This is a genomic window from Actinosynnema pretiosum, assembly GCF_002354875.1.
GTDB lineage: Bacteria > Actinomycetota > Actinomycetes > Mycobacteriales > Pseudonocardiaceae > Actinosynnema > Actinosynnema auranticum.
On record NZ_CP023445.1, the window covers coordinates 5909777 to 5931685 of the forward strand.

At 72.2% G+C, this 21909-nt stretch carries 24 protein-coding genes; 11 read left to right on the top strand and 13 right to left on the bottom strand.

Translation table 11 applies throughout. The annotated features are described in order from the left end of the window. Positions 1-103: 103 nt before the first annotated feature. Complete coding sequence (locus tag CNX65_RS24935) at positions 104-1114, bottom strand: iron-siderophore ABC transporter substrate-binding protein (protein WP_096495940.1); 1011 nt, start codon at positions 1112-1114, stop codon at positions 104-106. 68 nt (positions 1115-1182) lie between these two features. Continuing rightward, positions 1183-2511 (bottom strand): lysine N(6)-hydroxylase/L-ornithine N(5)-oxygenase family protein, encoded by a 1329-nt coding sequence (locus CNX65_RS24940; RefSeq protein WP_096495941.1) that lies wholly within the window; start codon positions 2509-2511, stop codon positions 1183-1185. A 136-nt stretch (positions 2512-2647) separates the two neighbouring features. On the opposite strand from CNX65_RS24940, the gene CNX65_RS24945 reads away from it, so the two are divergent. The 3 genes from CNX65_RS24945 to CNX65_RS24955 all read left to right on the top strand — a co-directional run bounded on the left by CNX65_RS24945 (position 2648) and on the right by CNX65_RS24955 (position 7002). Then, complete coding sequence (locus CNX65_RS24945) at positions 2648-4297, top strand: ABC transporter transmembrane domain-containing protein (protein ID WP_096495942.1); 1650 nt, start codon at positions 2648-2650, stop codon at positions 4295-4297. 73 nt (positions 4298-4370) lie between these two features. Continuing rightward, positions 4371-6299 carry an ABC transporter ATP-binding protein gene (locus tag CNX65_RS24950; RefSeq protein WP_096495943.1) on the top strand — a complete coding sequence of 643 codons (1929 nt, stop codon included), beginning with the start codon at positions 4371-4373 and terminating at the stop codon, positions 6297-6299. A gap of 46 nt (positions 6300-6345) precedes the next feature. Continuing rightward, positions 6346-7002 carry an MBL fold metallo-hydrolase gene (locus CNX65_RS24955; protein WP_232519998.1) on the top strand — a complete coding sequence of 219 codons (657 nt, stop codon included), beginning with the start codon at positions 6346-6348 and terminating at the stop codon, positions 7000-7002. Between the two features lie 55 nt (positions 7003-7057). On the opposite strand, the gene CNX65_RS24960 is transcribed toward CNX65_RS24955, so the two are convergent. Both CNX65_RS24960 and CNX65_RS24965 read right to left on the bottom strand, forming a co-directional pair. Continuing rightward, positions 7058-8116, bottom strand: a complete 1059-nt coding sequence (locus CNX65_RS24960; protein ID WP_096495945.1) for a peptidoglycan recognition protein family protein — start codon at positions 8114-8116, stop codon at positions 7058-7060. Positions 8117-8137: 21 nt separating this feature from the next. After that, positions 8138-9322 carry an NAD(P)/FAD-dependent oxidoreductase gene (locus CNX65_RS24965; RefSeq protein WP_096495946.1) on the bottom strand — a complete coding sequence of 395 codons (1185 nt, stop codon included), beginning with the start codon at positions 9320-9322 and terminating at the stop codon, positions 8138-8140. Between the two features lie 165 nt (positions 9323-9487). Between CNX65_RS24965 and CNX65_RS24970 the strand changes: the two genes are divergently transcribed. Beyond that, positions 9488-10120 (top strand): endo-1,4-beta-xylanase, encoded by a 633-nt coding sequence (locus tag CNX65_RS24970; RefSeq protein WP_232519999.1) that lies wholly within the window; start codon positions 9488-9490, stop codon positions 10118-10120. A gap of 134 nt (positions 10121-10254) precedes the next feature. Here CNX65_RS24970 and CNX65_RS24975 read toward each other — a convergent pair whose 3' ends face one another. Together CNX65_RS24975 and CNX65_RS24980 are read right to left on the bottom strand one after the other, a co-directional pair. After that, positions 10255-10470, bottom strand: coding sequence for a DUF397 domain-containing protein (locus CNX65_RS24975; protein WP_096495947.1), 216 nt, complete (start codon positions 10468-10470; stop codon positions 10255-10257). Between the two features lie 16 nt (positions 10471-10486). Continuing rightward, positions 10487-11410, bottom strand: a complete 924-nt coding sequence (locus CNX65_RS24980) for a helix-turn-helix domain-containing protein (RefSeq protein ID WP_096495948.1) — start codon at positions 11408-11410, stop codon at positions 10487-10489. Positions 11411-12092: 682 nt separating this feature from the next. Between CNX65_RS24980 and CNX65_RS24985 the strand changes: the two genes are divergently transcribed. The 6 genes from CNX65_RS24985 to CNX65_RS35705 all read left to right on the top strand — a co-directional run bounded on the left by CNX65_RS24985 (position 12093) and on the right by CNX65_RS35705 (position 15025). Then, the gene (locus CNX65_RS24985; protein WP_157767839.1) at positions 12093-12440 is read left to right on the top strand and encodes a hypothetical protein; all 348 of its coding nucleotides are present in this window, start codon (positions 12093-12095) and stop codon (positions 12438-12440) included. 337 nt (positions 12441-12777) lie between these two features. Next, positions 12778-12906, top strand: coding sequence for a hypothetical protein (locus tag CNX65_RS38000; RefSeq protein WP_256373273.1), 129 nt, complete (start codon positions 12778-12780; stop codon positions 12904-12906). 31 nt (positions 12907-12937) lie between these two features. Next, positions 12938-13156 (top strand): hypothetical protein, encoded by a 219-nt coding sequence (locus CNX65_RS24995; RefSeq protein WP_096495951.1) that lies wholly within the window; start codon positions 12938-12940, stop codon positions 13154-13156. Then, complete coding sequence (locus CNX65_RS25000) at positions 13122-13841, top strand: hypothetical protein (RefSeq protein WP_096495952.1); 720 nt, start codon at positions 13122-13124, stop codon at positions 13839-13841. The genes CNX65_RS24995 and CNX65_RS25000 overlap by 35 nt, the downstream gene beginning before the upstream one ends. Beyond that, a complete protein-coding gene (locus tag CNX65_RS25005) occupies positions 13838-14578 on the top strand; it encodes a Scr1 family TA system antitoxin-like transcriptional regulator (RefSeq protein ID WP_096495953.1) in 741 nt (246 codons plus the stop codon). The genes CNX65_RS25000 and CNX65_RS25005 overlap by 4 nt, the downstream gene beginning before the upstream one ends. 237 nt (positions 14579-14815) lie before the next feature. Next, a complete protein-coding gene (locus tag CNX65_RS35705; RefSeq protein WP_157767840.1) occupies positions 14816-15025 on the top strand; it encodes a hypothetical protein in 210 nt (69 codons plus the stop codon). Between the two features lie 80 nt (positions 15026-15105). Here the strand turns inward: CNX65_RS35705 and CNX65_RS25010 are convergent, their stop codons facing one another. From CNX65_RS25010 to CNX65_RS25030, 4 genes are all read right to left on the bottom strand, one after another. Further along, positions 15106-15327, bottom strand: coding sequence for a hypothetical protein (locus CNX65_RS25010; protein ID WP_157767841.1), 222 nt, complete (start codon positions 15325-15327; stop codon positions 15106-15108). 826 nt (positions 15328-16153) lie between these two features. Next, the gene (locus CNX65_RS25015) at positions 16154-16474 is read right to left on the bottom strand and encodes a hypothetical protein (RefSeq protein WP_096495955.1); all 321 of its coding nucleotides are present in this window, start codon (positions 16472-16474) and stop codon (positions 16154-16156) included. Then, complete coding sequence (locus CNX65_RS25020) at positions 16464-17456, bottom strand: glycoside hydrolase family 25 protein (RefSeq protein ID WP_096497988.1); 993 nt, start codon at positions 17454-17456, stop codon at positions 16464-16466. Before CNX65_RS25020 ends, CNX65_RS25015 begins: the two co-directional genes overlap by 11 nt. 649 nt (positions 17457-18105) lie before the next feature. Further along, on the bottom strand, positions 18106-18327 hold the full coding sequence (locus CNX65_RS25030; protein ID WP_096495957.1) for a hypothetical protein: 222 nt from the start codon (positions 18325-18327) through the stop codon (positions 18106-18108). Positions 18328-18428: 101 nt separating this feature from the next. Between CNX65_RS25030 and CNX65_RS35715 the strand changes: the two genes are divergently transcribed. Next, positions 18429-18896 carry a hypothetical protein gene (locus CNX65_RS35715; RefSeq protein WP_157767843.1) on the top strand — a complete coding sequence of 156 codons (468 nt, stop codon included), beginning with the start codon at positions 18429-18431 and terminating at the stop codon, positions 18894-18896. Here CNX65_RS35715 and CNX65_RS25040 read toward each other — a convergent pair. Genes CNX65_RS25040 through CNX65_RS25050 form a run of 3 tightly spaced genes read right to left on the bottom strand, consistent with a single transcriptional unit; the run spans position 18888 to position 21891 of the window. Further along, positions 18888-19619, bottom strand: a complete 732-nt coding sequence (locus CNX65_RS25040; RefSeq protein WP_096495959.1) for a hypothetical protein — start codon at positions 19617-19619, stop codon at positions 18888-18890. The two genes, CNX65_RS35715 and CNX65_RS25040, sit on opposite strands and share 9 nt — an antisense overlap. Continuing rightward, on the bottom strand, positions 19619-20758 hold the full coding sequence (locus CNX65_RS25045; protein WP_096495960.1) for a hypothetical protein: 1140 nt from the start codon (positions 20756-20758) through the stop codon (positions 19619-19621). The genes CNX65_RS25040 and CNX65_RS25045 overlap by 1 nt, the downstream gene beginning before the upstream one ends. Next, positions 20755-21891 (bottom strand): hypothetical protein, encoded by a 1137-nt coding sequence (locus CNX65_RS25050; RefSeq protein WP_096495961.1) that lies wholly within the window; start codon positions 21889-21891, stop codon positions 20755-20757. Before CNX65_RS25050 ends, CNX65_RS25045 begins: the two co-directional genes overlap by 4 nt. Positions 21892-21909: the final 18 nt, after the last annotated feature.

The window sequence follows — 21909 nt, forward strand, 5'->3', positions numbered from 1 at the left end:
AAGGCCTCCACGCAATGGGTTCCGCGCAGGTCTGGGCGCACGACGCGGGTGGGGGCGCCGCGTTCGGCGGCCCCCACCCGCGACGGAAGGGCTGGTGCTGCGACTAGTTCTCGATCTTCTCCAGCAGCGGCACGACCTGGTCGATGCCGTAGGACACGCTCAGCACGGTGTTGAACGACATGGAGGCGCCGATCGGCGGGTCCATGTAGGTCAGGAACAGGTCGCGCTTCTCGGTGGTGACCTTGAGGCGCTGGTACGCCTCGACGCCCTTGACCCGCTCCTGCGCGGCGAGGTCGGAGGTCAGCCAGATGACCCGGTCGGCCTCCAGCAGGTCCATCCGCTCCTCGCTGAACTTGGCGTCGTTCATCTCACCCGCGAGCGTGCCGATCTCGTCCTTGAGCGTGAAGCCCAGCTCCTTGACGAAGATGGCCTTCGGGTCGGTCGGGGCGAACGCGGAGTACTCGCCGGGCTTGAAGCTGTCGGCGACGACGGCGGTCTTGCCCTGCCACTCGGGGTGCGCGGCCTTGGCGTCGGCGAACCGCTTGGCCACGCCGTCGACCAGCTCCTGCGCCTTCTCGCTCTTGCCGAGCGCCTTGGCGATGTGCTTGGTCTGGTCCTGCCACGGCGCGCCGTAGTCCACGAAGCCCTTGGGCTGCGCCACGACGGGCGCGATCTTGGACAGCGTGTCGTAGTGCTCCCGCTGGAGCCCGGAGTACACGGCGACGATCAGGTCGGGCTTGAGCGCGACGATCTTCTCCATGCTCACGTCGTCGCGCTCGCCGACGATCTCCGGCTGGGTGTCGCCCCACAGCTCCTTGGTCCACGGCCAGTTGCCGTAGGGGCGCTCCTTGAACCAGTCGACGACGCCGACGGGCTTGGATCCCAGTGCCAGCACGGGTTCCTGGTCGGACAGGCCGAGCGTGACGATGCGCTTCGGCTCGGCCTTGATCTCCGTCGAGCCGTACTTGTGCTCGACGGTGACGGGGAACGCGCCGGACGCCGCGTCGCCGGTCGCGCTCGGGGCGCCCGCGTCGGCGCCACCGCCGCTCCCGCACGCGGTCAGCGCCAGTGCCGCCGCGGCGACGGCGGCCACCAGCCTGGAGATGCCGGACATTGTGGTTGTCTTCCCTTCCGCCGGGCGGGCACCGCTGCCCGCCCGAGGTTCCTCGTGTGGTGGTGGGTCTAGCTGGAGCTGGAGCCGCTGATCGCGTACTCCTGCTGGGACGGGATCGCCGCGGGGCGGCGGTCCAGCACGGATCGGAGGATCTCCCCGACCCGCACGGCGGTGTTGGACAGCAGCGCCGAGGAGATGCCGTGGCTGTGCTCGGTGCCGCCCTGCAGGTAGATGCCCGCCTCGACGTCGCCCGACGTGGTGACGCGGTAGTCGCGGTCCACCCTGAGCCGGTCGTCCGGGTCGCGCAGGCAGCGCCCGGCCAGCTCGCCGAGCAGCGGCGTCGGGTCGGCCTCGTGGTAGCCGGTGGCGTAGACGACCGCGTCGGCGGTCAGCTCCTCGGACCTGCCGGTGGCCAGCGACCCGACGGTGACGCGGACGCCGTCGGGGGTCTCGGCGAGGCCGGTGACGTGCGAGAGGTTCAGCAGCCGCAACCGGTTCTCGCCGAGGACCTTCTCGCGGTAGACGCGGCGGTACAGCTCGTCGATCAGGTCGGTGTCGACCACGGCGTAGTTGGTGTTGGAGTGGTAGCCCATCATGCGGCGCTTGATCTCGTCGGGCGCGCCGAAGTAGTCGTCGACGGCGGCCGGGTCGAAGATCCGGTTGGCGAAGGAGGAGTCGTCGGCGGGGCTGTAGCCGTAGCGGGCGAACACCCCGCACACCTCGGCGGCCGGGAAGCGCTCGTGCAGGAAGGCGGTGACCTCGGCGGCGCTCTGCCCGGCACCGACCACGACGACCCGCTTCGGGTCGCCCAGGGCGGGGACGCGGGCGAGGAAGTCGTGGGTGTGCCAGATCCGCGCGGACGGCACGACGCCCTCGGGGAGGTTGACCCGCAACCCCGTGGCGAACACGAGGTTGCGGGTCCGGCGGACCTCCAGCCCACCGTCGGCGGCGCGGGAGGTGACGTCGAAGTGGGTGATCGCGCCGTCCTGCTCCACGGGGGCGGCGGCGACGACCTCGGTGCGGTACGAGACCTGCTCGGCCAGCTGCGCGGCGGACCACTCGAAGTAGTCGTTGAACTCCACGCGCAGCGGGAACAGGTTCTTGTGGTTGATGAAGTCGCTGAGCCTGCCGCGCTGGTGCAGGTAGTTGAGGAAGCTGAACGAGCTGGTGGGGTTCCGCAGCGTGACCAGGTCCTTGAGGAAGGAGACCTGCATCGTCGCGTCGTCCAGCAACATGCCCCGGTGCCACCCGAAGGCGGGCTGGCGCTCAAGGAAGTGAGCGGTGACGGCCTGGCCGGGCGACGCGGTGGCGTTGTGCTCGGAGACGGCGATGGCGAGGGCCAGGTTGGAGGGGCCGAAGCCGACGCCGAGGACGTCGAAGACCGGGAACTGTGGCATGGCTGTCCCATCGGTGCGACATTGGGGTGATCAAACTTTGGTTACCCTAACCTAACCTCAACGCCTCACGAGAGTGATCCGGACCTCTCTTACGGTTAGGCTAACCTCACTCTCCGTACCCCTGGAAGGTGCTGCGGTGAAAAAAGTCCTCTCGGACGTGGTCACCGGGCAGTGGCGGCCGGTCGCCGCGGCCGGAACCCTGGGAGCGCTGCACCAGGCCTGCGAGGCCGCCGTCCCGCTGCTGATCGGCGTGATCGTCGACGAGGCCGTGGCGACCGGCGACGGCACGCGGCTGGCCCTGTGGATCGGGCTGCTCGGCGCGGTGTTCCTGGTGCTGTCCAACGCTTTCCGCTTCTCGCTGCGCGCGGGCGAGCTGGCCGCCCACCGGGCGGAGCACGACCTGCGGGTGCGGCTCGCCCGCCGGGTGCTGGCGGAGGGCGGGGTCGACCGGCTGTCGGGCGAGCTGGCCAGCATCGCCACCGGCGACGCGCAGCGCGTCGGCCGGGTGAACGCCGCGCTGCCGACCGCCATCGCCGCCGTCGTCGGGCTGCTCGTCGGCGCGGTGGCGCTGCTTCGGGTTTCCACAGCGCTCGGACTGCTCGTGCTCGTGGCCGCGCCGCTGATGCTGGGCCTGGCGCACCTGCTGGGCAAACCCCTCGAACGGCGCAGCGACGCCGAGCAGGACCGGGCCGCCGCCGCGTCCGGGGTCGCGGCCGACCTCGTCGCCGGGATCCGCGCGCTCAAGGGCATCGGGGCCGAGGCCGCCGCGGCGGCCCGCTACCGGGGCACGAGCGCGGAGTCGGCGGCGGCGGCCGTGCGGGCGGCGCGCTCGCGGGCGTGGCTGGACGGCTGGATGCTCGCGGTCACCGGGGTGTTCCTGGCGGTCGTGGCGCTGGTCGGCGGGCGGTTGGCCGCGCACGGCGAGATCACCGTGGGGCAACTGGTCGCGGCGGTCGGGCTGGCGCAGTTCCTGCTGTGGCCGCTGACCGTCTTCTCCTGGGTCAACGGGCTGCTGGCGCAGGCCAGGGCGTCGGCCGCGCGGGTCGGCGCGGTGCTGGGCGCGCCGCCCGCCGTGCCGCCCGGCTCGCACGCGCCCGAGGGGACGCGCGGGGACGTGGCGCTGGTGGACGTGGTGTCCGGGCCGCTGCGCGGGGTGTCGTTCTCGGTGTCCGCCGGGGAGTTCGTCGGCGTGGTGGCGGACGACCCCGCCGAGGCGTCGGCGCTGCTCGCGCTGCTGGCGCGGGAGGCGGACCCGGAGTCGGGGGCGGTGCTGCTGGACGGGGTCGCGCTGTCCGAGGTGGACGGTGCGGCCCGGCGGTCCGCGCTGCTGGTCGCCTCGCACGAGGCGGACCTGTTCGGCGGGACCGTGCTGGAGAACGTGCTGGACGGCGGCGAGCACGTGGCCGACGCGGTGGCGGCGGCGCGGGTGGACGACGTGGCCCGCGCCCTGCCGGACGGGTTGGGGACGGCGGTGTCCGAGCGCGGGCGCTCGCTGTCCGGCGGGCAGCGGCAGCGGGTGGCGCTGGCGCGGGCGCTCGCGGCGGCTGCGCCGGTGCTGGTGCTGCACGACCCGACGACCGCCGTGGACGCGGTGACCGAGGTGGCGCTGGCCGACGGGGTGCGGCGGGTGCGGGCCGGGCGCACGACGGTCGTCGTGGCCGCCAGCCCCGCGCTGCTGGCCGCCGCCGACCGGGTGGTGCACCTGAGCGCCGGGGTCGTGGTGGCCCAGGGCGCGCACGCGGACCTGGTGGCCCGTCCGGACTACCGGTCGGCGGTGCTCGGGTGATCCCCCGCGCGCGCCCGGAACGCGCTTGCCCCCTTGCCGGACCAGTGATCCCTGCGACGACCGGCGGTGCGCGGTGACCAGAGAGCTCCTCCCCGTCGCCTCGCCCGCGCGGGTGCGCGCCGCGCTCGGCGAGCTGGTCGCGCCGCGCTGGAAGCTGGCGGTGGCCGCGTTCGCGGTGCTGTTCGCGGGCGCGGCGGTCGGCCTGGCCACCGCTCCCCTGCTCGGCCGGATCGTCGACCTGGTCGGCGCCGGGCTCGGGCCGGAGGCGATCACCGGGACGGTGGTGGCGCTGGCGGGCGTGGCCGTCGTGCAGGGGGTGTGCGCGGCGGTCGGCGTGACGCTGGTGGCGCGGCTCGGCGAGGAGGTGCTGGCGCGGCTGCGGGAGCGGTTCGTGGAGCGGGCGCTGCTGCTGCCGCTGGAGCGGGTCGAGGAGGCGGGCGCGGGCGATCTGACCTCGCGGGTGACGCGGGACGTGCAGGTCGTCGCGGACGGGGTGCGGGGCGCGCTGCCGGTGATGGCGCGGTCGGCGCTGACGATCGGGCTCACCGTGGTCGGCATCGGCGTGCTGGACTGGCGGTTCCTGGTCCCGGTGCTGCTGGCCGCGCCCGTCCAGGCGCACACCGTGCGGTGGTACGGCGGGCGGGCGGTGCGGCTGTACGCGGCGCAGCGGGTCGCGGTCGGGGCGCAGCAGCAGCAACTGCTGGACTCGATCGGCGGCGCGGCGACGGTGCGGGCGTTCGGGCTGGCCGGGCGGCACGAGGAGCGGGTGCGGGAGCGGTCGCAGGAGGCGGTGTCCCTGGCGCTGCGCGGCATCCGGCTGCTGACCCGGTTCTACGGCAGGCTCAACCTGGCCGAGTTCGTCGGGCTCGGCGGGCTGCTGGTCGTGGGGTTCTGGCTGGTGCAGGGCGGATCGGTGACGGTCGGGGCCGCGACGGCGGCGGCGCTGTACTTCCACGGCCTGTTCAACCCGATCAACGCCGCGCTCGCGCTGGCCGACGACGCGCAGGCCGCGTCCGCGTCGCTGGCGCGGCTGGTGGGGGTCGCGGACGGGCGGGTGGAGGACGAGGGCCAGGAGTCGACGGCGGGCGCGGGCTCGCAGGCGGGCGCCGCTTCCCCCGCGGGCACCGGCAGTCCGGTGAACGCAGGCAGTCCGGCGAACGCCGGGACCGCGCCGATCGGCCCGGAGGGCGCCGGCGTGTCGTTGGCCGGGGTCGGGCACGAGTACGTGGCAGGGCACCCGGTGGTGCACGGGGTGGACCTGGAGGTGGGGCCCGGTGAGCGGGTGGCGCTGGTCGGGGCGTCCGGGGCGGGCAAGACCACGCTGGCGAAGATCATCGCCGGGGTGCACCGGCCGACGTCCGGGACGGTGCTGGTCGGCGGGGCGCCGCTGGAGCGGGCGGCGCGGTCGGTCGCGCTGATCACGCAGGAGGTGCACGTGTTCGCCGGGCCGCTGGTGGAGGACCTGCGGCTGGCGCGGCCGGGGGCGTCGCCCGCGGACGTGGAGGAGGCGCTGGAGCGGGTGGGCGCGCTGCGGTGGGCGCGGGCGCTGCCCGAGGGGCTGGAGACCGTGGTCGGTGAGGGCGGGCGGCGGTTGACGGCGGCGCAGGCGCAGCAGCTCGCGCTGGCCAGGCTGGTGCTGGCGGACCCGCCCGTCGCGGTGCTGGACGAGGCCACGGCCGAGGCGGGCAGCGCGGGCGCGCGGGAGCTGGAGGTCGCGGCGGCGCGGGCCCTGGACGGGCGGACGGGGCTGCTGGTGGCGCACCGGTTGACGCAGGCGTCGGAGGCCGACCGGGTGGTGGTGCTGGAGGCCGGTCGGGTGGTGGAGAGCGGCACGCACGCGGCGCTCCTCACGGCGGGCGGGCGGTACGCGGCGCTGTGGGAGGCGTGGTCGGGAACGCGGACCGGCGGCACGGCCCCGGCGCCCGGCGGCACGGCAGCGGCCCCCACTAGCACGGTCGCGGTCCCCCTCGGCGCGAACCCGAATTCGGGGCTTCGGCCCTGAGCCGGACGGGTTCCCGCCGCGACCGGGCGGTCCTAGCGTCGGGTGGGTGGAGGCCACCTTGGAGTTACCCGGACTGCTTCGGTTGCGCCTGGACGGCGTGGCGCAGTGCTACCTCGTCCGCGACGACGACGGCGTGACCGTGATCGACACCGGGACCGCCGGGCACGCCGGGCCGATCGCCCGCTGGGCCGCCGAGTTCGGTCCGGTCCGGCGGATCGTGCTCACGCACCACCACGCCGACCACGCCGGTTCGGCCGCCGCACTGCGCGCGCTCACCGGCGCCCCGGTGCTCGCGCACGCCGCCGACGCGCCCGTGGTGCGCGGCGAGGTCGAACCGCCGCCGCCGGTGCTGACCGACGAGGACCGGCCGCTGTGGGAGGCGATCGCGCCTCCCCCGCCGCCCGCGCCGCCGTGCCCGGTGGACGGGGAGGTCGCGGACGGGGACGTGCTGCCGTTCGGCGGCGGCGCGCGGGTGCTGTCGATCCCCGGCCACACGGACGGCAGCATCGCGCTGCACCTGCCCGCGCTGGGCGTGCTGTTCACCGGCGACGCGCTGGCGTCGGTCGGCGGCCCGCTGCGGCCCGGCGTGTTCAACACCGACCGGGTCCGGCTGGAGGAGTCCGTCCGCAGGCTGCTGGCCGTGGGGGCGGACCTGGTGTGCGTCGGGCACGGCAAACCGGTGCGCACCGGCGCCCCGCGGTGAGTCCACTGTGTACTGACGAGGGCCCCGCGCGGGGATTCCGCGCGGGGCCTGGGTTTCAGCGCCCGCCCACCCGCTTCGCCACCTCGGCGCGGATTCCGGCCAGCTCCGGGAAGAACCGCTCGCCGGGGCACTGCGTGGCCAGCCAGTCGCGGTGCCCGGAGATGGTGTCCACGGACCGGGTCGCCCCGCTGATCGGGTTCACGTAGTCCGTGCGCCCCACCGGGTCCAGCCCGCACGCCTGGCTGAGGGCGGCCAGCACGGTCACCAGCGAGTCGACGGCCTGCGCGCTCGGCGGCTCGGTGGTGAAGTCGCCCATGACGCACACGCCGACGTTGCCCGCGTTGTAGCCGCCCACGTGCGCGCCGTTGGACATCCGCGGCTTGCCGTCGACGGGCTTGGCGCGCGGGGGCGCGCCGAACACCGGGTGCTGGTCGGTCCCCGACCAGCGGCCCTCGTAGACGCCGCCCAGGGGGTCGATCAGCAGGTGGTAGCCGATGTCGCCGAAGTCCTGGTTCACCGCGTGGTCGCGGTAGATCGCCCGGACGTCGGCCGCCGGGTCCGCGCCGACGGGCAGCGCGGTGTGGTGCACGGTCAGGGTCTGCACCGGGAAGTACGCGGCGGGGAAGGACTCCGAGCCGTCCGCGCGGAAGCGCAGCGACTCGTCGGCGCCCCAGGCGGAGCGCGGGAAGTACTGCTTCCCGGTGGTGAGCCCGGCGATCCTGGCCTCCCCGGTCGAGCGGGCGGCGGCGCCCGCGGTGCTCAGCTCGGCGACCGAGGTGCTCGCCGGGACGTCGACCTCGTACTCGACGACACCGGGGCCCAGCGGCAGCAGGGCGCGCGCGTTCGCCGGGTTCTCGTGCCCCGCCGGGCAGGAGGCCAGGGCGCGCCAGTCGCCCCAGCCGGACGCGGTGCGGGTGCGCCAGCGACCGCCGTTCGAGGCGACGGACAGGTGGGTGGCCGCCGGGCCGACGGGCCGGGCGCTGCGGCCCGCCGCGAGCGCGGTGGGACCGCCGGGGGCCGCGTGCGCGGCCCGGACGGCGGTGCCCGCGGCGAGTGCGGCGACGCTCGCGGCGAGGGCTCCGCGCAGCACGTTCCGGCGTGACAGGTCGGTCACTGTGGTGTCTCCTCGGGGTTGTCAGTCCGAGCGCTCGCGCAGGCCGAGGTCGGCGAGGACGGCCCGCGCCGCCCTGCGGCCGGAGAACAGCGCGCCCTGGATGGACGAGGTGTCGCGGTGGTCGCCGCAGACGTAGCCGCCGCCGACCCGGACCGGGCGGCGCAGCGGGTGCGGCGCGGGCATCGCGGGGAGGGCCTGGGGGATCTCGCAGCGGGCCAGCACCTCCCACCCGGCGGTGGCGGTGCCGTAGAGCGCGCGGAGTTCGGCACGAACCTCGGATTCGGCCAGCGGGTGGGGGGTTGAAACCTGCACCACCGGAACGGGGCGCGGCACGACCTCGGAGATGACGGCCGAGTTGACCGCGCGGTTGGCGCGCACGACGAGCGCCGGGTCGCGCAGCGGCGGCTCGTCCGGGCGGAAGTACCAGGTGGTGACGGAGTTCCAGCGCGGCCGGGCGACGCCGGGCAGCAGGCGCGCGGCGGTGTCGCCGTCGGTGGCGACGACGACCGCGTCGGCCTCGATCCGCTCGCCGCCCTCCAGCTCCACGCGCGGGCCGCGCACGGCGGCGACCCGCTGGCCGGTGCGCACGTCCAGGCCCTCGGCGAGCAGGTCGGGCAGGGCTTGGACGCCGCGCGTGGGCAGCGCGGCGCCGCCGAGCGCGAAGCAGCGCCACACCAGGTGGAAGAAGCGGGACGAGGTGTCCAGGCAGTCCTCCAGGAAGACGCCGGACAGGAAGGGGCGGAACAGCTTCTCCAGCGCGGACGGGGAGAACGCGGCCAGCGCGTCGCGGGTGGTCAGGTCGGGCGAGCGCAGGTCGGGGGCGAGGGCGGCGCGGGCGGTCAGGGCGGCGAGGCGGGCGAGGTCGGGCGCGGTGAGGACGCGCTGGGCCAGCAGGCCCTGCCACGCGTGGCGGCCCTGGCGCGGGTCGGCGAGGAGGTCGTGGCGGCCGTCGTCCTCGACGAAGACCCCTGGGCGGAACGGGCGCAGGTCGAGGCGGGCCAGGTCGAGGCGCGCGAGTTCGGGGTAGGCGGGGAGCAGGATCTGGAAGCCCCGGTCCAGGGGGACGCCGTCGACCACGTCGGTGCGCACGCGCCCGCCGGGGGCGTCGGCGGCCTCCAGGACGGTGACGCGGACTCCGGCGGTCGTGAGCGCGCGTGCGGCGCTCAACCCGGCCAGACCGGCTCCCACCACGACTGCCTGTGTCATCTTGCGACGCTAACCGGGCGGTGGGGCGGGTGCACGACGCGAGCGGGCGCGCCCTGCCCGGCCGGAAGTCCCCCTCGGGGGTGTTCCACGGGCTGGTGGAGCTGCTAGCGTCCCTTCCTGGGAGCGCTCCCAGTTCCTGTTGCGGGCAACTGGGAGGTGTGGTCGATGGGCACGACGAAGTGGATCGGCACCCTGGCCGTGGCGGCGCTGGCCACCCTACCTGCGGTGAGCGCCCCGAGCGCGCTGGCCGCGCCGGGCGGCGGGGCGGCCGAGGCGGCCGAGGCGTCCGCGCCGCTGCGCGACCTCGCGGCGGCCAGTGGCAAGTACTTCGGCACCGCCATGACCGTCGGCGAACTGGCCGACCCCGCCTACCGGGACCTCAGCGCGCGCGAGGCCGGCGTGCTCACCGTCGGCAACGAGCTGAAGTGGGACACCACCGAACCCGCGCGGGGCAGCTTCGACTTCGGCCCCGGCGACCAGGTCGTGGCGGGCGGTGTGGCGGCCGGGCAGCTGGTGCGCGGGCACACGCTCGTGTGGCACAACCAGACCCCCGCGTGGGTCAAGGCCCTGGAGCCCGCCGACCTGCACCAGGCCATGGTCGACCACATCGCCGCCGTCGCGGGCCACTACCGGGGGAAGCTGATCGCCTGGGACGTGGTGAACGAGGCGTTCGCCGATGACGGCACCCGGCGGCAGGAGTTCTGGCAGCTCAAGCTCGGCGACGGCTACATCGCCGACGCCTTCCGCGCCGCGCACGCCGCCGACCCGACCGCCAAGCTCTACTACAACGACAAGTGAAGCACTCTATGTGGACCAAGCCATGACCAGCGACGTAGCACCGCGAGACGTTGCGGGTAAAGATCCGGTACAGATGGCTCCGGCAGTGCGGCGACCCCGACGTTCTTAGCGTCGGGGTCGCCGTCAGACGCGGCTCAGCGGTCCAGCTGCCCTGACCGCAAGCTAGCGATGAACCGAGCTGCGGTGCCCCTGTTGAAGATCAAGGTTCCACCGTCAGGGTTCTTCGAGTCCCTCACAGCCCTTGAACTCACGTTGTCATTGGTACTGAGCCCAATTTCCACGCAGGCGCCACCGCCGCCGTTCGACCTGCTGCTCTTTCGCCAGCGCCACCCCACCACCTCAGTTGTCATGCCTGCCTCCTTGAGGTCACAGTTGCTCGGCAACGATAGCAACCAGCGACAAAGACTCTTCCTCCGACAGTGCTACCAGCTGCATTTCGGTGAGTAGATTCTGATACTGAGACAGCCGGTCGGGACCATCCACGAAGATTCCATCCGCGAACGTCTCGATGTAGCAGGTAGGACTGTCACTACCCGTCGGAGTGAGCAGCATGAACGGTGGCACGCCCAGCCCTGGATGCGCGCCGATTGCGGTGGGAATCACCCGAAGGTGAACCAACCCCGCAGCCGCTTGCGCCGCAAGGTGATTGAGCTGTTCCCGCATCACTTTTCGCCCGCCAACCGGGATGCGCAGGACGTGCTCGTCGATCACCAAAGTGATTTTTGGGGGCGAGTCACCGGTGAGCAGCGCCTGTCGAGCAAGGCGCGATTGAACAATCTGCTCTACCTCTAGCGGCGTGAGCGAAGGATTGCTGCTGATGATCACGGCACGGGCATAGCTTTCGGTCTGCACCAAGCCATGCAACAAGCCGGGCTGGTAGGTGGTGATCACGTCCGAGGTTTCTTCAGTCGCGAAGAATCTCCGCAGCCGCTCGGGGATGACCGCCGCCCAGGGTGCGTGCGTATTGCGCTGACGGGCGGACTCGGCCAGGTGTTCCAGATCCGAGCGCTCTTGCCCTTCCAGTCCGTACAGGTCAAGCAAGACCGGCAAGTCCAGCCTCCGGACTGCGACCTTGCCCAACTCGATCGTCGTGATTTTCGAGAGCGAGCAACCAAGCTTGTCTGCGACCGCATCACGGGTGAGCCCCGCCGCTTCGCGCGCTCGTCGCATTGCCCGTCCAAGCTCAGCCTTGTAGAGGACTGGTGACGGCTCCTTGCCCACTGCTTCGCTCCTGACGTCTGAGACACCAGGAACAGTGTGCAACATCCGGGTGACCACGATGGTCAACACCTACCGTGACGACACGTCCCCCGTTCGGAGTACTAGCAAAAGTTACCGGTAAGATTTACCGTTAAGTTTGCGGGGCTGAGCGCCGGAGCGAGCGGCCTCGCCCCCGGCCCGCGCGAGGTCACAGTTGCCCATGCCGGACGCGGGCCGGGGTCTCAACGTCTCACTGGGGAAGGCGTGACATGAACTCGACACCGCCCGAGACCGCAGTCCTGTTGGTCCTGCCCGTGGGACTCGGCCTGTTCGTTGCGGTATGGCGCTGGAGGCTGCGCGTACGGCTACGCCGACACCGGTTCGCGGCCATCCTGGCGGACCTCCATGCACTTGGTTCCCACCAGCTCCACAAGCCGCCGGTCACCTCCCCTCAAACCCGGCGACATGTGGTTGGTACCGCTGCCCGCGCGCTCGTCACACCTGCGGGCAGTGGTCCCGCCCGCGATGACTGCATGAGCACTCGCAGCTATCGCGGGCCGTCGACGGGCGGTTCCTCTTCGTCCACGTCGACAGTTAAAGCGGCGGGGGCGTCCTCCTGTCCCCCGACTCACGTCCCCGCCGCTCCCACGCTGCTGGCCGCCCGATGTGGCCAGCAGCCCTCACCTACCGGGCGGACGGTGGGGACCCTTGCGGCGGGAGGGTGTCCTCCCGGTAGCCCTCCCGCCGCAGCGGCGACGAGGGGGCGGGCCTGATGTTGGGCACATCCGCCCCGCAGGGGTGGCAGTGGATGCTGGTGATGCAGCACCCCGACGACGAGCACGCCCCGGCCAAAAACCACCTGCTGCCCAACCCGATCACGCAGTGGTCCACGCGCCCGATGACGTGGTGCGCGATCCGCGTGCCTGTCGCCGACCTGATGTCGGCGCAGCACGCGGAGGAGACCTGCACGCCGTGCTGGAACCACGCGCTCGGCAAGCAGAACGCCGCCGAGTCCCCCACACCTGCGGGCAAAGCCTACGAGCAGCGCAAGCGGGAAGGGCGGCGCGGTCAGCTCGCCGACGAGGTGGAGGCGATCAACTGGGGTGAGGTGCCGCAGTGAGGCGGCACGGGCTGGAAGGTCGTCCGCACGCGCTGACCGTGGCCGACCTCGTCGCGCGCCACCGCCCGCCCGCGCCACCGGCCCCGCGTCGCCCGCGCTCGGAGGCGGTGCCGGTGTGGCCGCGGCAGGAACCCCGCGCGGACGTCGACGCGGGCGCGGGCGCGGTGTGGTTCGACGACGCCCCGACCGTGGAGATGGACGTCATCGGCGACGACGTCGCCGATCTGCTGGAGAACCCGGTCTATCCCGTCCTGAGCAGGAACACCTTCCCGGCCGTGAGCCGGGGTGAACTGCTGGCCCTGCTCCATCGGCCAGCCCTACCCGGAGAGGAACCACCGTGCCCAACGACAAGCCCGAGCCCGCCGAGACCTCCGAGCCCCCGGTGACGGCGGGGCGTCCGGGCTGCGAGGAGGGCACGACCTGCCACGACCGGACGGGCACGGGAAACCACCCGAGCCCCCGGTGACGGCGGTGGGACAGCGACGGTCGGGGGCATCGTGAGCGGCACCCCCGATGACCTGACCCCCGAGAAGGAACTCAAGGCCGCCGCCGCCCGGCTGGGCAAGCAGGCTCTCCAGGCGCTCAAGCGCGGAGACCACGACCAGGCCGACTTCATGGCCCGCTGGGCAGCGCACGCCGAGGCAGGACTCTCCCCGGAGGTGGAGACCGATGGAAACAGCGATGACGGCGACGAGGACGACGGTCGCGGTCGCTGACCGCGCCCGCCCGCAGGTCTACCACTCCAGCGACCAGGGACAGCACCTGTGGAACCGGGACGCCCACCACCACATCGTGACCGAGGACGGCCGGTGGGCGGTGGCGCTGGCCACCGCGCTGGGCCAGGACCCGGCGGCGCGGAAGACCGCCGAGGCGGCGGCGCGCCTGGCGGCGGGCGTGGCGCTGGAGCAGGGCGCGCGTGCGGGGCTGATCACCGCAGCGAGCAGGCTGCGGCTGGAGTCGAACTGGCAGAACGGGTGGGACGGCCCGGACTGCTGGCTGAGCGTGGCGTCCTGGGGCGGGGGTCGGAACGTGGACGCGGCGTGGACCGGCCCGGCCGAGCAGGTTCGGGTGGTGGTCAGCGACAAGTGGCTGCGTCCCCTAGGGGTGGGCGACGGCGGCACCCTGATGACCGCGCCCGACTCGGGCCGTGTCCAGTCGATCGCGGCCGGGGCCGTCGACGCCGTGCTGCTGCTGTCCGCAGGGCTGCTGCGCGGGCGGGCCCACGAGGGGTGGGCGCCGCTGGCGGTGCAGCACGTCCGCGAGGGCAGGGCGCACCGGGTGCCGCACGAGGTGATCGCCGCCGCCCGCCGGGAGCAGTACGCCCCGGACCGGACGGTGTGGCTCCCGAACCCGCCGGCGATCAGCGCCACGGCCCTGCTGCTGGAGTGGGGGCGACGATGACCACGCAGGACCCCGGACACGACGGGAAGGGGGGCGGCGCGCGGGTGTCCGACAGGTCGCCGAAGTCGATCGCGGCCATGCAGGACGTCCTGGGGCGGTTGCTGCGCGCTGGTCGGCACAACCAGGGGATGAGCGGCAGGGTCGCGGGCGAACGCGCGGGGATCAGCCAGGGGAAGCTGTCCAAACTGGAGCGGGGGTTGGCCAGGGCCGACCCCGCCGACGTGGAGAACCTGGTCGCCCTCTACGACCTGCCGCGGGACGAGGGGGCACGGGCGCTGGAACTCGCGCAGGCGATCAGTGTGACCCGCTACCGGACCATGCGGTCGAGGCGTGTGTGGCCGGGGGACCTGCACACGGTGAAGCTGGACGCGCGCTCCAAGCTGGTGAGGGTGTTCGCGCTCACCGGCCTTGCCGATCTGCCGCAAGAGGTCTACGGCCGCAAGAACGTCCTGCTCATGCCGAAGTGGGCAACCCTGCTGCCCGGCCAGCGGAACGTGATCGCCAGGGCGCAGAGCCGCAGGGATGTGCTGGTGGGCGTCCTGCCCAACGCCGCCCTCACTCCGGGCCGTGAGGTCGGCTACCGGATCTTCGACGACACCTCGGTGCTGGTGGAGACGCCGAGCGGCGGCATCGTCCTGACCGACCCCGGCGAGGTGGCCGTCTACGCCGCGCGCTTCACCCGGCTGAGCACGATCGCGTTCGATGGCCCGGACGCCCGAGGACGTTCGACCCACTGACCACAACGACTCGTGCAGGGCCGATCACCCCGTTGTCGGCCCGCGCACACCGGGCGCGCGGACCAGGGCACCGCGCGCCACCTCCCCGCAGGTCATCTCCAGGGCGACAGGGGGAAGACCTGCGGGACGACAGGGCGGGGGTCTGCGCGGTACGACCGCCGTGCAGACCCCCGCCCTGATCGCCACGAACGCCCAGCACGCGGGAGGCGAAAATCCCGCACGAAGGAAGGAGAAACCGTGGGAAAGGACAAAGACAAGGACGACGGAAAAAAGGAAGAAGCGCCGAAGGGGAAGAACGCGAGTTCTGACTTAACCGGCAAGGCGGGGACGGGGCCGAACACCGGTCTGAGCAAGGGTGCCTCGATCAAGTCCCCGACCGAGAAGAACCCGAAGCCCGCCAACGACCAGGTCCAGCCTGACGAACCCGACCCCAAGAAGAAGAAGTGAGCTGAATTGGTGTCGTCCCCGCCGCCGGTTCCTTGTCCGGCGGCGGGGACGGTGAGCTTCGGCAAAACTGCTGGTGAAGCTCACCCCTGCTGGTCCTTGGAGGGCTCCTGGGTGTCGGGGGTGAGCAGTTTGGCGAGTTCGGGATCACGCGACAGCATGGCGAGGATGAGCGACATCCCCCGGCGGATCTCCTCGATGTCCGACGCCATCTTCTCCACGATGAGGTCCTGCGTTCCAGAGACCTCGTCAAGGCGGTTTTGCAGCGATTTGATGCGGGCGTCAATCTGCCTGATCGTCGTCATGCACAGCAGCATACCCGCCCTATCCGGGTAGAGCGGCAGGGGTGATGTGCACTATTTGCGCCTCGCGCACCGGGAATTCCTTGTCGGACCCGCCCGCGAGGGACTGCGTCCGGGACGCGGTGGGCGCACATCGGCTGAGCGTGCGTCGACGCTTGTAGGCCGCAGTTTGGCGGGGAAGGGCGCTCTACCCGCCGCTGCGGTTCGGGTCACATCTTTCCGGGCAAGCCGCAACTTTCGTGTTGCACTTCCGCTTTCTAGCAGATGCGGGAGTCCTTAATATGCGTTCGAAACATTTTTCACCCGAAAGTGTTTATGTCTAGGTTTTAAAGTTGCTTAGAAGACTTTCCTCTGGCACAGTCATTAATTGGAATCGCCCCCTCTGCTGCCGGGCTGCGCTAGCCTCGCGCCGTGCTCTCATCTGACTACTTGGCGAATCCGGTACAGGGTGTGACGGTGGCCCTCGGGGTTGTCTGCGCTGTGCTCCTAGCCGGGTTGGCGCTCGTACTTGCCGTCGCTCTGAGCGGGACCAAGGGGTCTCAGCGTGTCGAGACGATCCGCGCGTTGCGGGAGTTACTGGAGGGCGTGGGCAGTCTGTTCGTGGAGATCGTGCGAATGATCTTGCCGCCCTATAGGGCGCATCCCGATCGGCTTCCTGGCATTCCAGTGGAACTCTCCCCGCCCGGAGAGCCCGCGCCTGACAGCCCATCCCAAGGAGCCGAACTGTCTGATGGGGAGGACCCTCTCGACGGCGGTCCCCCACCCCTGCCGGTCGAAAAGTGAAGGAAAAGCCCCACGCAGTCAGCGACTGCGTGGGGCTTCCTGCTGGTCAGAGGTGCCGGAAAGTTGCACTGTCCCCAAGGGGGGTGACCGCCTTGAGCGCGCGTCCTGCATCATCGCGTGGGTCGGCGACCGGGGTCACGACCTCCTCTCCCGCGCGCACGACGCCGAACGCGGTCAGCGCCGCCGTCACGGCGGGCAGCAGCGCGGCCACGGCCGCCAGCAGCGCCCGCACGGCGCTGTCCTGCTCGGCGGTGATCGCGCCGACCGTGGCCAGCGCGCCCACCGTGCCGCCGAGCACGGTCAGCGTCGCCGCGAGCCTCTTGCCGATCCCGCGCAGCGGGTACCGCTCCACCTGCTCAGCGCTCACCGGTCACCTCCGCGGCCTCGGTCGGGCGGGCGTTGATGGTCAGGTCAACGGCGACCAGGCCCTCGGTCAGCGCCCGGTGCACCGCCGCCTCGATCTCGGCGGCGGTCAGGTCGGACCGGCCCGCCGCCACGGCCTCGGCCAGCGTGGTCACGGCGGCCTGGAGACCGGCGCCCGTCGCCTCGGCGCGCTGTGCCGCCGCGAGCGCGTCCCGCGCTGCGGCCTCGGCCCCCTGTGCGCTCCACATGCCCTGGATGGTGTTGTTGATGATCGACCGGTCGGGCTGGCCGTCGCCGTCGGTGTCGTAGCGCCGTCGCTCGATCTCGTCGACGACCGCGTGCGCGATCTCCTGTGCGCTGGGCATGTTCTCTCCCTCTAGTAGGTCCTGGAGTTCCTGGCGGGTGCCTTGGTAGGCGTTGCCGTCGATTCGCCCGTTCGGGTAGTTGGCGACGGCCAGCGACGAGGTGAACTGGGCGATCTCGGTGCGCAGCCCGCCGAAGCTGGGCCAGTACTCGCCCCCGAGGGCGAACTGCTCCTTGCGCCGCACCACGTTGTCCGGGTAGCGCGAGTGCCACAGTGGCGGCAGGCCGGACAGGTCGGGTGAGCCCATGCGGCCCGACCAGTACCACTGCGGCAGGTAGATCAGCGGCGAGCGGTACCCGGCGGCGCGCAGCCGGTCGACGAGCGCCCGGATGGTGCCGAGGTGGCCCGCGCCGTCCTCGACGTCGAGCACCACGGGCACGTCGGTGCCCACCACCGCGCGCACGTTCCCGAGCTGCCCGCCCACGTCGTCGCCGCGCATGTAGTGGTACGCGGCGACGAGCATCCCGGCGGACCGGGCGCGGGCGAGCTGGTCGTGGTAGTTCGGTGAACGCCAGGTGGAGCCCTCGGTGGCCTTGATGAAGGCGAAGTCGAAGCCCTCGGAACGCGCGGCGGCGAAGTCGAAACCCGGCTGGTATGCGGATACGTCGACTCCGTAGATCACGGTGTCCTCCTGGTGTTCGTGGTGGTGCCCGGTGGCCCGTTGGACGGTGCCGTGCACGTGTAGGTCGGGGTGTTGTCCGTTGAGGACAGGTCGCGGGTGCAGGACTGCGTGCGGCCATCGGCGTCGACCCACGTCCAGCTCGTCGGCGGGGGCCCGGTGGGTCCTGGCGGACCGGGCTCACCAGCGGGGCCCGGTGTCCCGTCCGTGCCGGGTTCACCCGCTGGACCGGCCACCCCGTCGGCACCGGGCTGCCCGGTCGGGCCGCGGCACTGCGTGGGCTCGGTGAGGCATGGCGGTATCGCGCCGTCGCGGCCGTCTCGCCCGGCCGGTCCTTGTGGGCCAGGCTCTCCCGCAGCGCCAGGCTCCCCTGCGGGGCCGGGGGCGCCTTGCTCGGCGGGGTGCGGCGGTTGGACCACGGGGGTCCCGCCGTCGGCGCGGATCTGCTCGGCGAGCTGTTGCGCGACCACCGCGTTCGCGTCGGCTCGGTCCCGCAATGCGTCGATGCTGCGCCAGCCGGACCAGACAGCCCCGGCGAGTACGGCCAGGCCGACGAGTAGCGCTGCCAGTGCCAGGCGGATGCCGCGGTGTCCTGCGTCGTCTCGAGCCTGGTCGGCGGCCTGGCGGACGGCCGCGCCGATGCGATCCTCTGTCATGTCTCCTCCTCTCGCATGTACTCCAGTGCCTCGGCCAGCTTGTCGGCTGTGATCTCGCCGTCGTCGGCGGCCTTTGCCAGCGCCTCGGCGACGCGGCGCGCGGCAGCGGGGCGCTCGCGCCTGGACACCCGCAGGGTGGAGACGACCAACGCGAACGCCCCACCGAGAGCGGTGACCAGTCCGGCGATCGCCGTGAGCAGCGTGGCGAGGTCCTGCATCACCCCTCCTCTACTGCAACCGGGTGACGGACGTAGCGTGCGAACCTCGTTGCGCGATGTGATCAACAGGCACTCTTATAGGTCCTGATCAGGGGGTTTGGATGAATCAGCGCAGGGCTGCGGTAGTAACCGCTGCCTCGGTCGCCGTGCTCGTGCTCGGCGGCAGCATCGCGGCGGCGGTGGCCGCCGGTGGTGCGAACCCGGTGAGCGGGTCGACCCCGGCCAGCACGTCGGCCGAGCTGGTGGTGGTGCCTGCGAGCACGACCAGCAGCAGCGCCACCGAGACCACGACGAGCAGCGTCGTCGAGGCGCCCTTGCCCGTGGTACCGGCGGATACTGGAGCGGTGACCACCGCACAACCCGTCGATCCGCCACAGGACCCGGCACCCGAGCCCGAGCCCGAGCCGCAGCCCGAGCCGGAGCCGCAGCCGGTCGACCCGCCGCTGAACCCGGTCGACCCCGGCCCGCCGCCACCGCCCGAGGTGAACCCACCGGGGATCACCCCGCAGCCGCAGCCGATGCCCCGCAGTGAGCCGGGCCCGAACGCGGTGCCGCCGCCATCACAGTGATTGTCGTTGGGTGGCAACGAAAACGCCGCCCACCGCGCCCGCCGTGTTGATGCGCTGAACCTGTAGTTCCAGCCGCACATAGCTGTTGTAGCCGCCGGGCAGGTCGACGTTCTGGATCGAGGTCCAGCCGAACTGCCCGGCGGTGATCGGCAAGGTGGGGCCCACCTGCACCCCGTTGACGGTGTACCTGGCGCTCCCCGTCGCGCCGCCGGTGGACAGCAGCACAGCCTGGAGCGCCGCGAGAGGTTGCTGCTTGAGCACCCACCCGGTGCTCTGCACGGACACGAACGCCGTACTCGCCGTGGTCGGGATGCTGCTGGACAGGATGGTCGTGGTGGGCATCGGCACCCACGGCCGCGCCAGCCCCGACCCGCTCACCACATCGTCGCTGGCGACCACGTTCCCGGCACGATCCCACAGGGACCAGTACTGCTCTCCTGCGGCTACGCCGGTGGCGGTGCCGATCTCGACGGCGGGTGACCCGTCGTCGCGGCGCAGGGTGAAGAAGTACTTCCCGGCATCAGGGCCGATGCCGTTGCCCACGTGCAGCAGCCACGCCCCGGTTTCGTGGTGCAGTACCGAAAGCTCGGCGCCGTCGGTGATCGACAGCCCACCGCCGGAGATCCGCGCCGACCGCAGCGTGCGGCGGGACAGCTCGACAAGCTCGGCGCGCACCTGGTCGATCTGGCGTTGTAGGTCGTCGTGCGAGGGGGGTGTGAGCACTAGGCCACCTCCACATCGGGGGCGAACAGGACGTCGAACTCGTCGGGAGCGCTGGCCGAGCTGATCGTGATCGCACGGCGGGTGTACTGGCCGTCCGGAATCCAGGCGTGGCGGTGTACCCCGATGCTCAGCTGGTCACCGGCGCCGAACGACCCCAACCCCACACCGGCGTGATCACCGCCGGGAATGGCGCCGTCGACCCGTACCGTGCCGGTCCAGGTCTCCACGGGGTGCCCGTGCAGCGCGAGGGTGGCGGCGGCGTGGCCGTCCAAAGTGGCGACGTCCACGGCCGAGGTGTGCGTCCGGTCGATGCTCTGCAAGAGCGGGTGACCCGCTGCGGGCAACGTCATGTCCGCCGCGCGGCCGACCGGTTGTGCGCGTTCCATGCCCTGTCCGGGTGTCCTGGCGTCGTGCGTGGTGGCGCTGGCGTCGGTGTCCACGGACAGGTGCCGCAGCCCGGCGCCGTACCGCACGCCCTGCTGTGGTTGACGCACACCGAGCTGGGGAGCGCCGATGCGTAGCTCCCACTCGACGTGGCCGGGCCGGGTCGACCATCGGGGGTGCAGCTCGACATCGGGTCCGTGGTCGAGCTGGGTCAGCTGCATGAGCCGTTCCCCCACGGTGGCCAGGTCGTACCCGAAGTACGTGCGCGTCGTCGTGCCGGGGCCGGGCTCGGGGAACGCGATCGGCAGTGCGCCCCACGGTCCGGTGGTGGCCAACTGGACCAGGCGCACGGCGACACCGTGCAGGCTCAGTCCCGACAGGACCACGTCGGCGGCCTCGTCGGTGATCGGTCCGTCATGGTCGGCCGCCTTGAGAATCCGGCGGTTGAGTACCGCCCACATCCCCCCGGCGCCCACCAGCAGCGTGCCGCTGGAGTCGTCCCACCGGTGGGTCATGATCGGTCCGCCCTGCACCAGGTATCGCCCCCATGCGAGCACCAGCGACGTCCGCCAGGGTTCGACCATCGTGCGCAGCGCACGCGGGCCGCGGTCGAGCTGGCGCGCGGGCACGCTCACCTGGACCTGGCCACCGAGGTTGACGCCGAACTCCCACCCCAGCGTTCCCCGGTAAGGCAGGGTTCCGATGATCCTGCCCGTGACGGTGTCGACGGTGTAGCAGGTCCACGCCCGCCTCACGACTCACCGAGCCACACGAGCCGCACGTACGAGCCCGACAGGATGCGCGCGTCCGGGGCGTTGTTCTTGTAGGCGTCGAACAGCACCCTCAGCGATTCGCCCGGTGGTACCCGGACCAGTCTGGTACCACCGGTGCCGCCGAATCCGGTCGTCGCGGTGTCTTTGGTGGGGAAGTTGTGCGGGGTCGTTCCGCTGTTGGTGACCTGGGTGAAAGAGGCGTCGATGTAGCGCGCGCTGGCCACGTCGCTGAGCAACGACATTTCCAGCCACCACAGCCCGTCGCGGGGATGGCTGGCGCCGCGGGACAGGTAAGAGGTGTTCCAGCCGGTGCCGGTCGTGCTTGCCTGGAAAATTCCGAGGTTGGTATCCCGCCCGGTGCCGTTGACGATCTCCTGACCGTCGTCGCGGCGTAGCACGGCGGTCAGCGAGGGGCGGGTGTCACCGAGCCGCCGGATGGTGTCCCACCCGGACCCGGTCCAGATTTGGAGCATCCGCGCGTGGATGCGTTCGGCGCCGATGTGCGGCCCGGCCTCGGCGGCGTTGTCGTCTTCCAGGAGGTAGCGCGCGCCCCCGCGTAACGTCGTTCCCTTGCGTCGCAACATGATCTGCGCGCCGCCGAGCTGGGTGATGGGCATCGTGGCCAGGCTCGGGACGGTCACGTCGCCGATCCGGGAGCAGCCCGACGGGGTGGGCGGGGCCACCGGCGTCGAGGCCGGCTCCCCGGTGACCGGGTGCAGTGTGCCGCGGGTGATGCCGCCGCCGCCCACCGCGTCGTCCTGCACGCGCACGAACACGGAGTCCACGCGCGGCAACGTGGCGTGCGCTTCGTCGAGCGTGATCAGGCCGGTTGCTTCCAGCGTCGCCAGGTAGGGGCCGGTGCCGCTGGGGGTCACGATGCACTGTCCGGGCAGGACGCGCAGGCTCCGCGAGGGAGTACCGGCCGCAGGCAGGATGCGCAGATCGTTGACGATACCGTCGGTCGGGTCGGTCGCCGAGACGAGCACGCCGTCCCGGTAGGCCATCGGCCCACCGACGCCGGGGTAGAGCATCGCGGCGTCGTGCAGACGGCCGCTGCGTGCGCTGTTCTGGCCTTGCAGGGTCCAGACGTGATCGAGGTCGGCTCCTGTGGGCACGCGACACCTCCTAACGGG

Coding starts and splice junctions, on each gene's coding strand:
- CNX65_RS24985 (WP_157767839.1), top strand. CDS start 12,093: ATGTTGGGCACATCCGCCCCGCAGGGGTGGCAGTGGATGCTGGTGATG.
- CNX65_RS24975 (WP_096495947.1), bottom strand. CDS start 10,470: ATGACAACTGAGGTGGTGGGGTGGCGCTGGCGAAAGAGCAGCAGGTCG.
- CNX65_RS25030 (WP_096495957.1), bottom strand. CDS start 18,327: ATGCAGGACCTCGCCACGCTGCTCACGGCGATCGCCGGACTGGTCACC.
- CNX65_RS24970 (WP_232519999.1), top strand. CDS start 9,488: ATGGGCACGACGAAGTGGATCGGCACCCTGGCCGTGGCGGCGCTGGCC.
- CNX65_RS24940 (WP_096495941.1), bottom strand. CDS start 2,511: ATGCCACAGTTCCCGGTCTTCGACGTCCTCGGCGTCGGCTTCGGCCCC.
- CNX65_RS24935 (WP_096495940.1), bottom strand. CDS start 1,114: ATGTCCGGCATCTCCAGGCTGGTGGCCGCCGTCGCCGCGGCGGCACTG.
- CNX65_RS25010 (WP_157767841.1), bottom strand. CDS start 15,327: ATGACGACGATCAGGCAGATTGACGCCCGCATCAAATCGCTGCAAAAC.
- CNX65_RS25000 (WP_096495952.1), top strand. CDS start 13,122: ATGACGGCGACGAGGACGACGGTCGCGGTCGCTGACCGCGCCCGCCCG.
- CNX65_RS25005 (WP_096495953.1), top strand. CDS start 13,838: ATGACCACGCAGGACCCCGGACACGACGGGAAGGGGGGCGGCGCGCGG.
- CNX65_RS24965 (WP_096495946.1), bottom strand. CDS start 9,322: ATGACACAGGCAGTCGTGGTGGGAGCCGGTCTGGCCGGGTTGAGCGCC.
- CNX65_RS35715 (WP_157767843.1), top strand. CDS start 18,429: ATGAATCAGCGCAGGGCTGCGGTAGTAACCGCTGCCTCGGTCGCCGTG.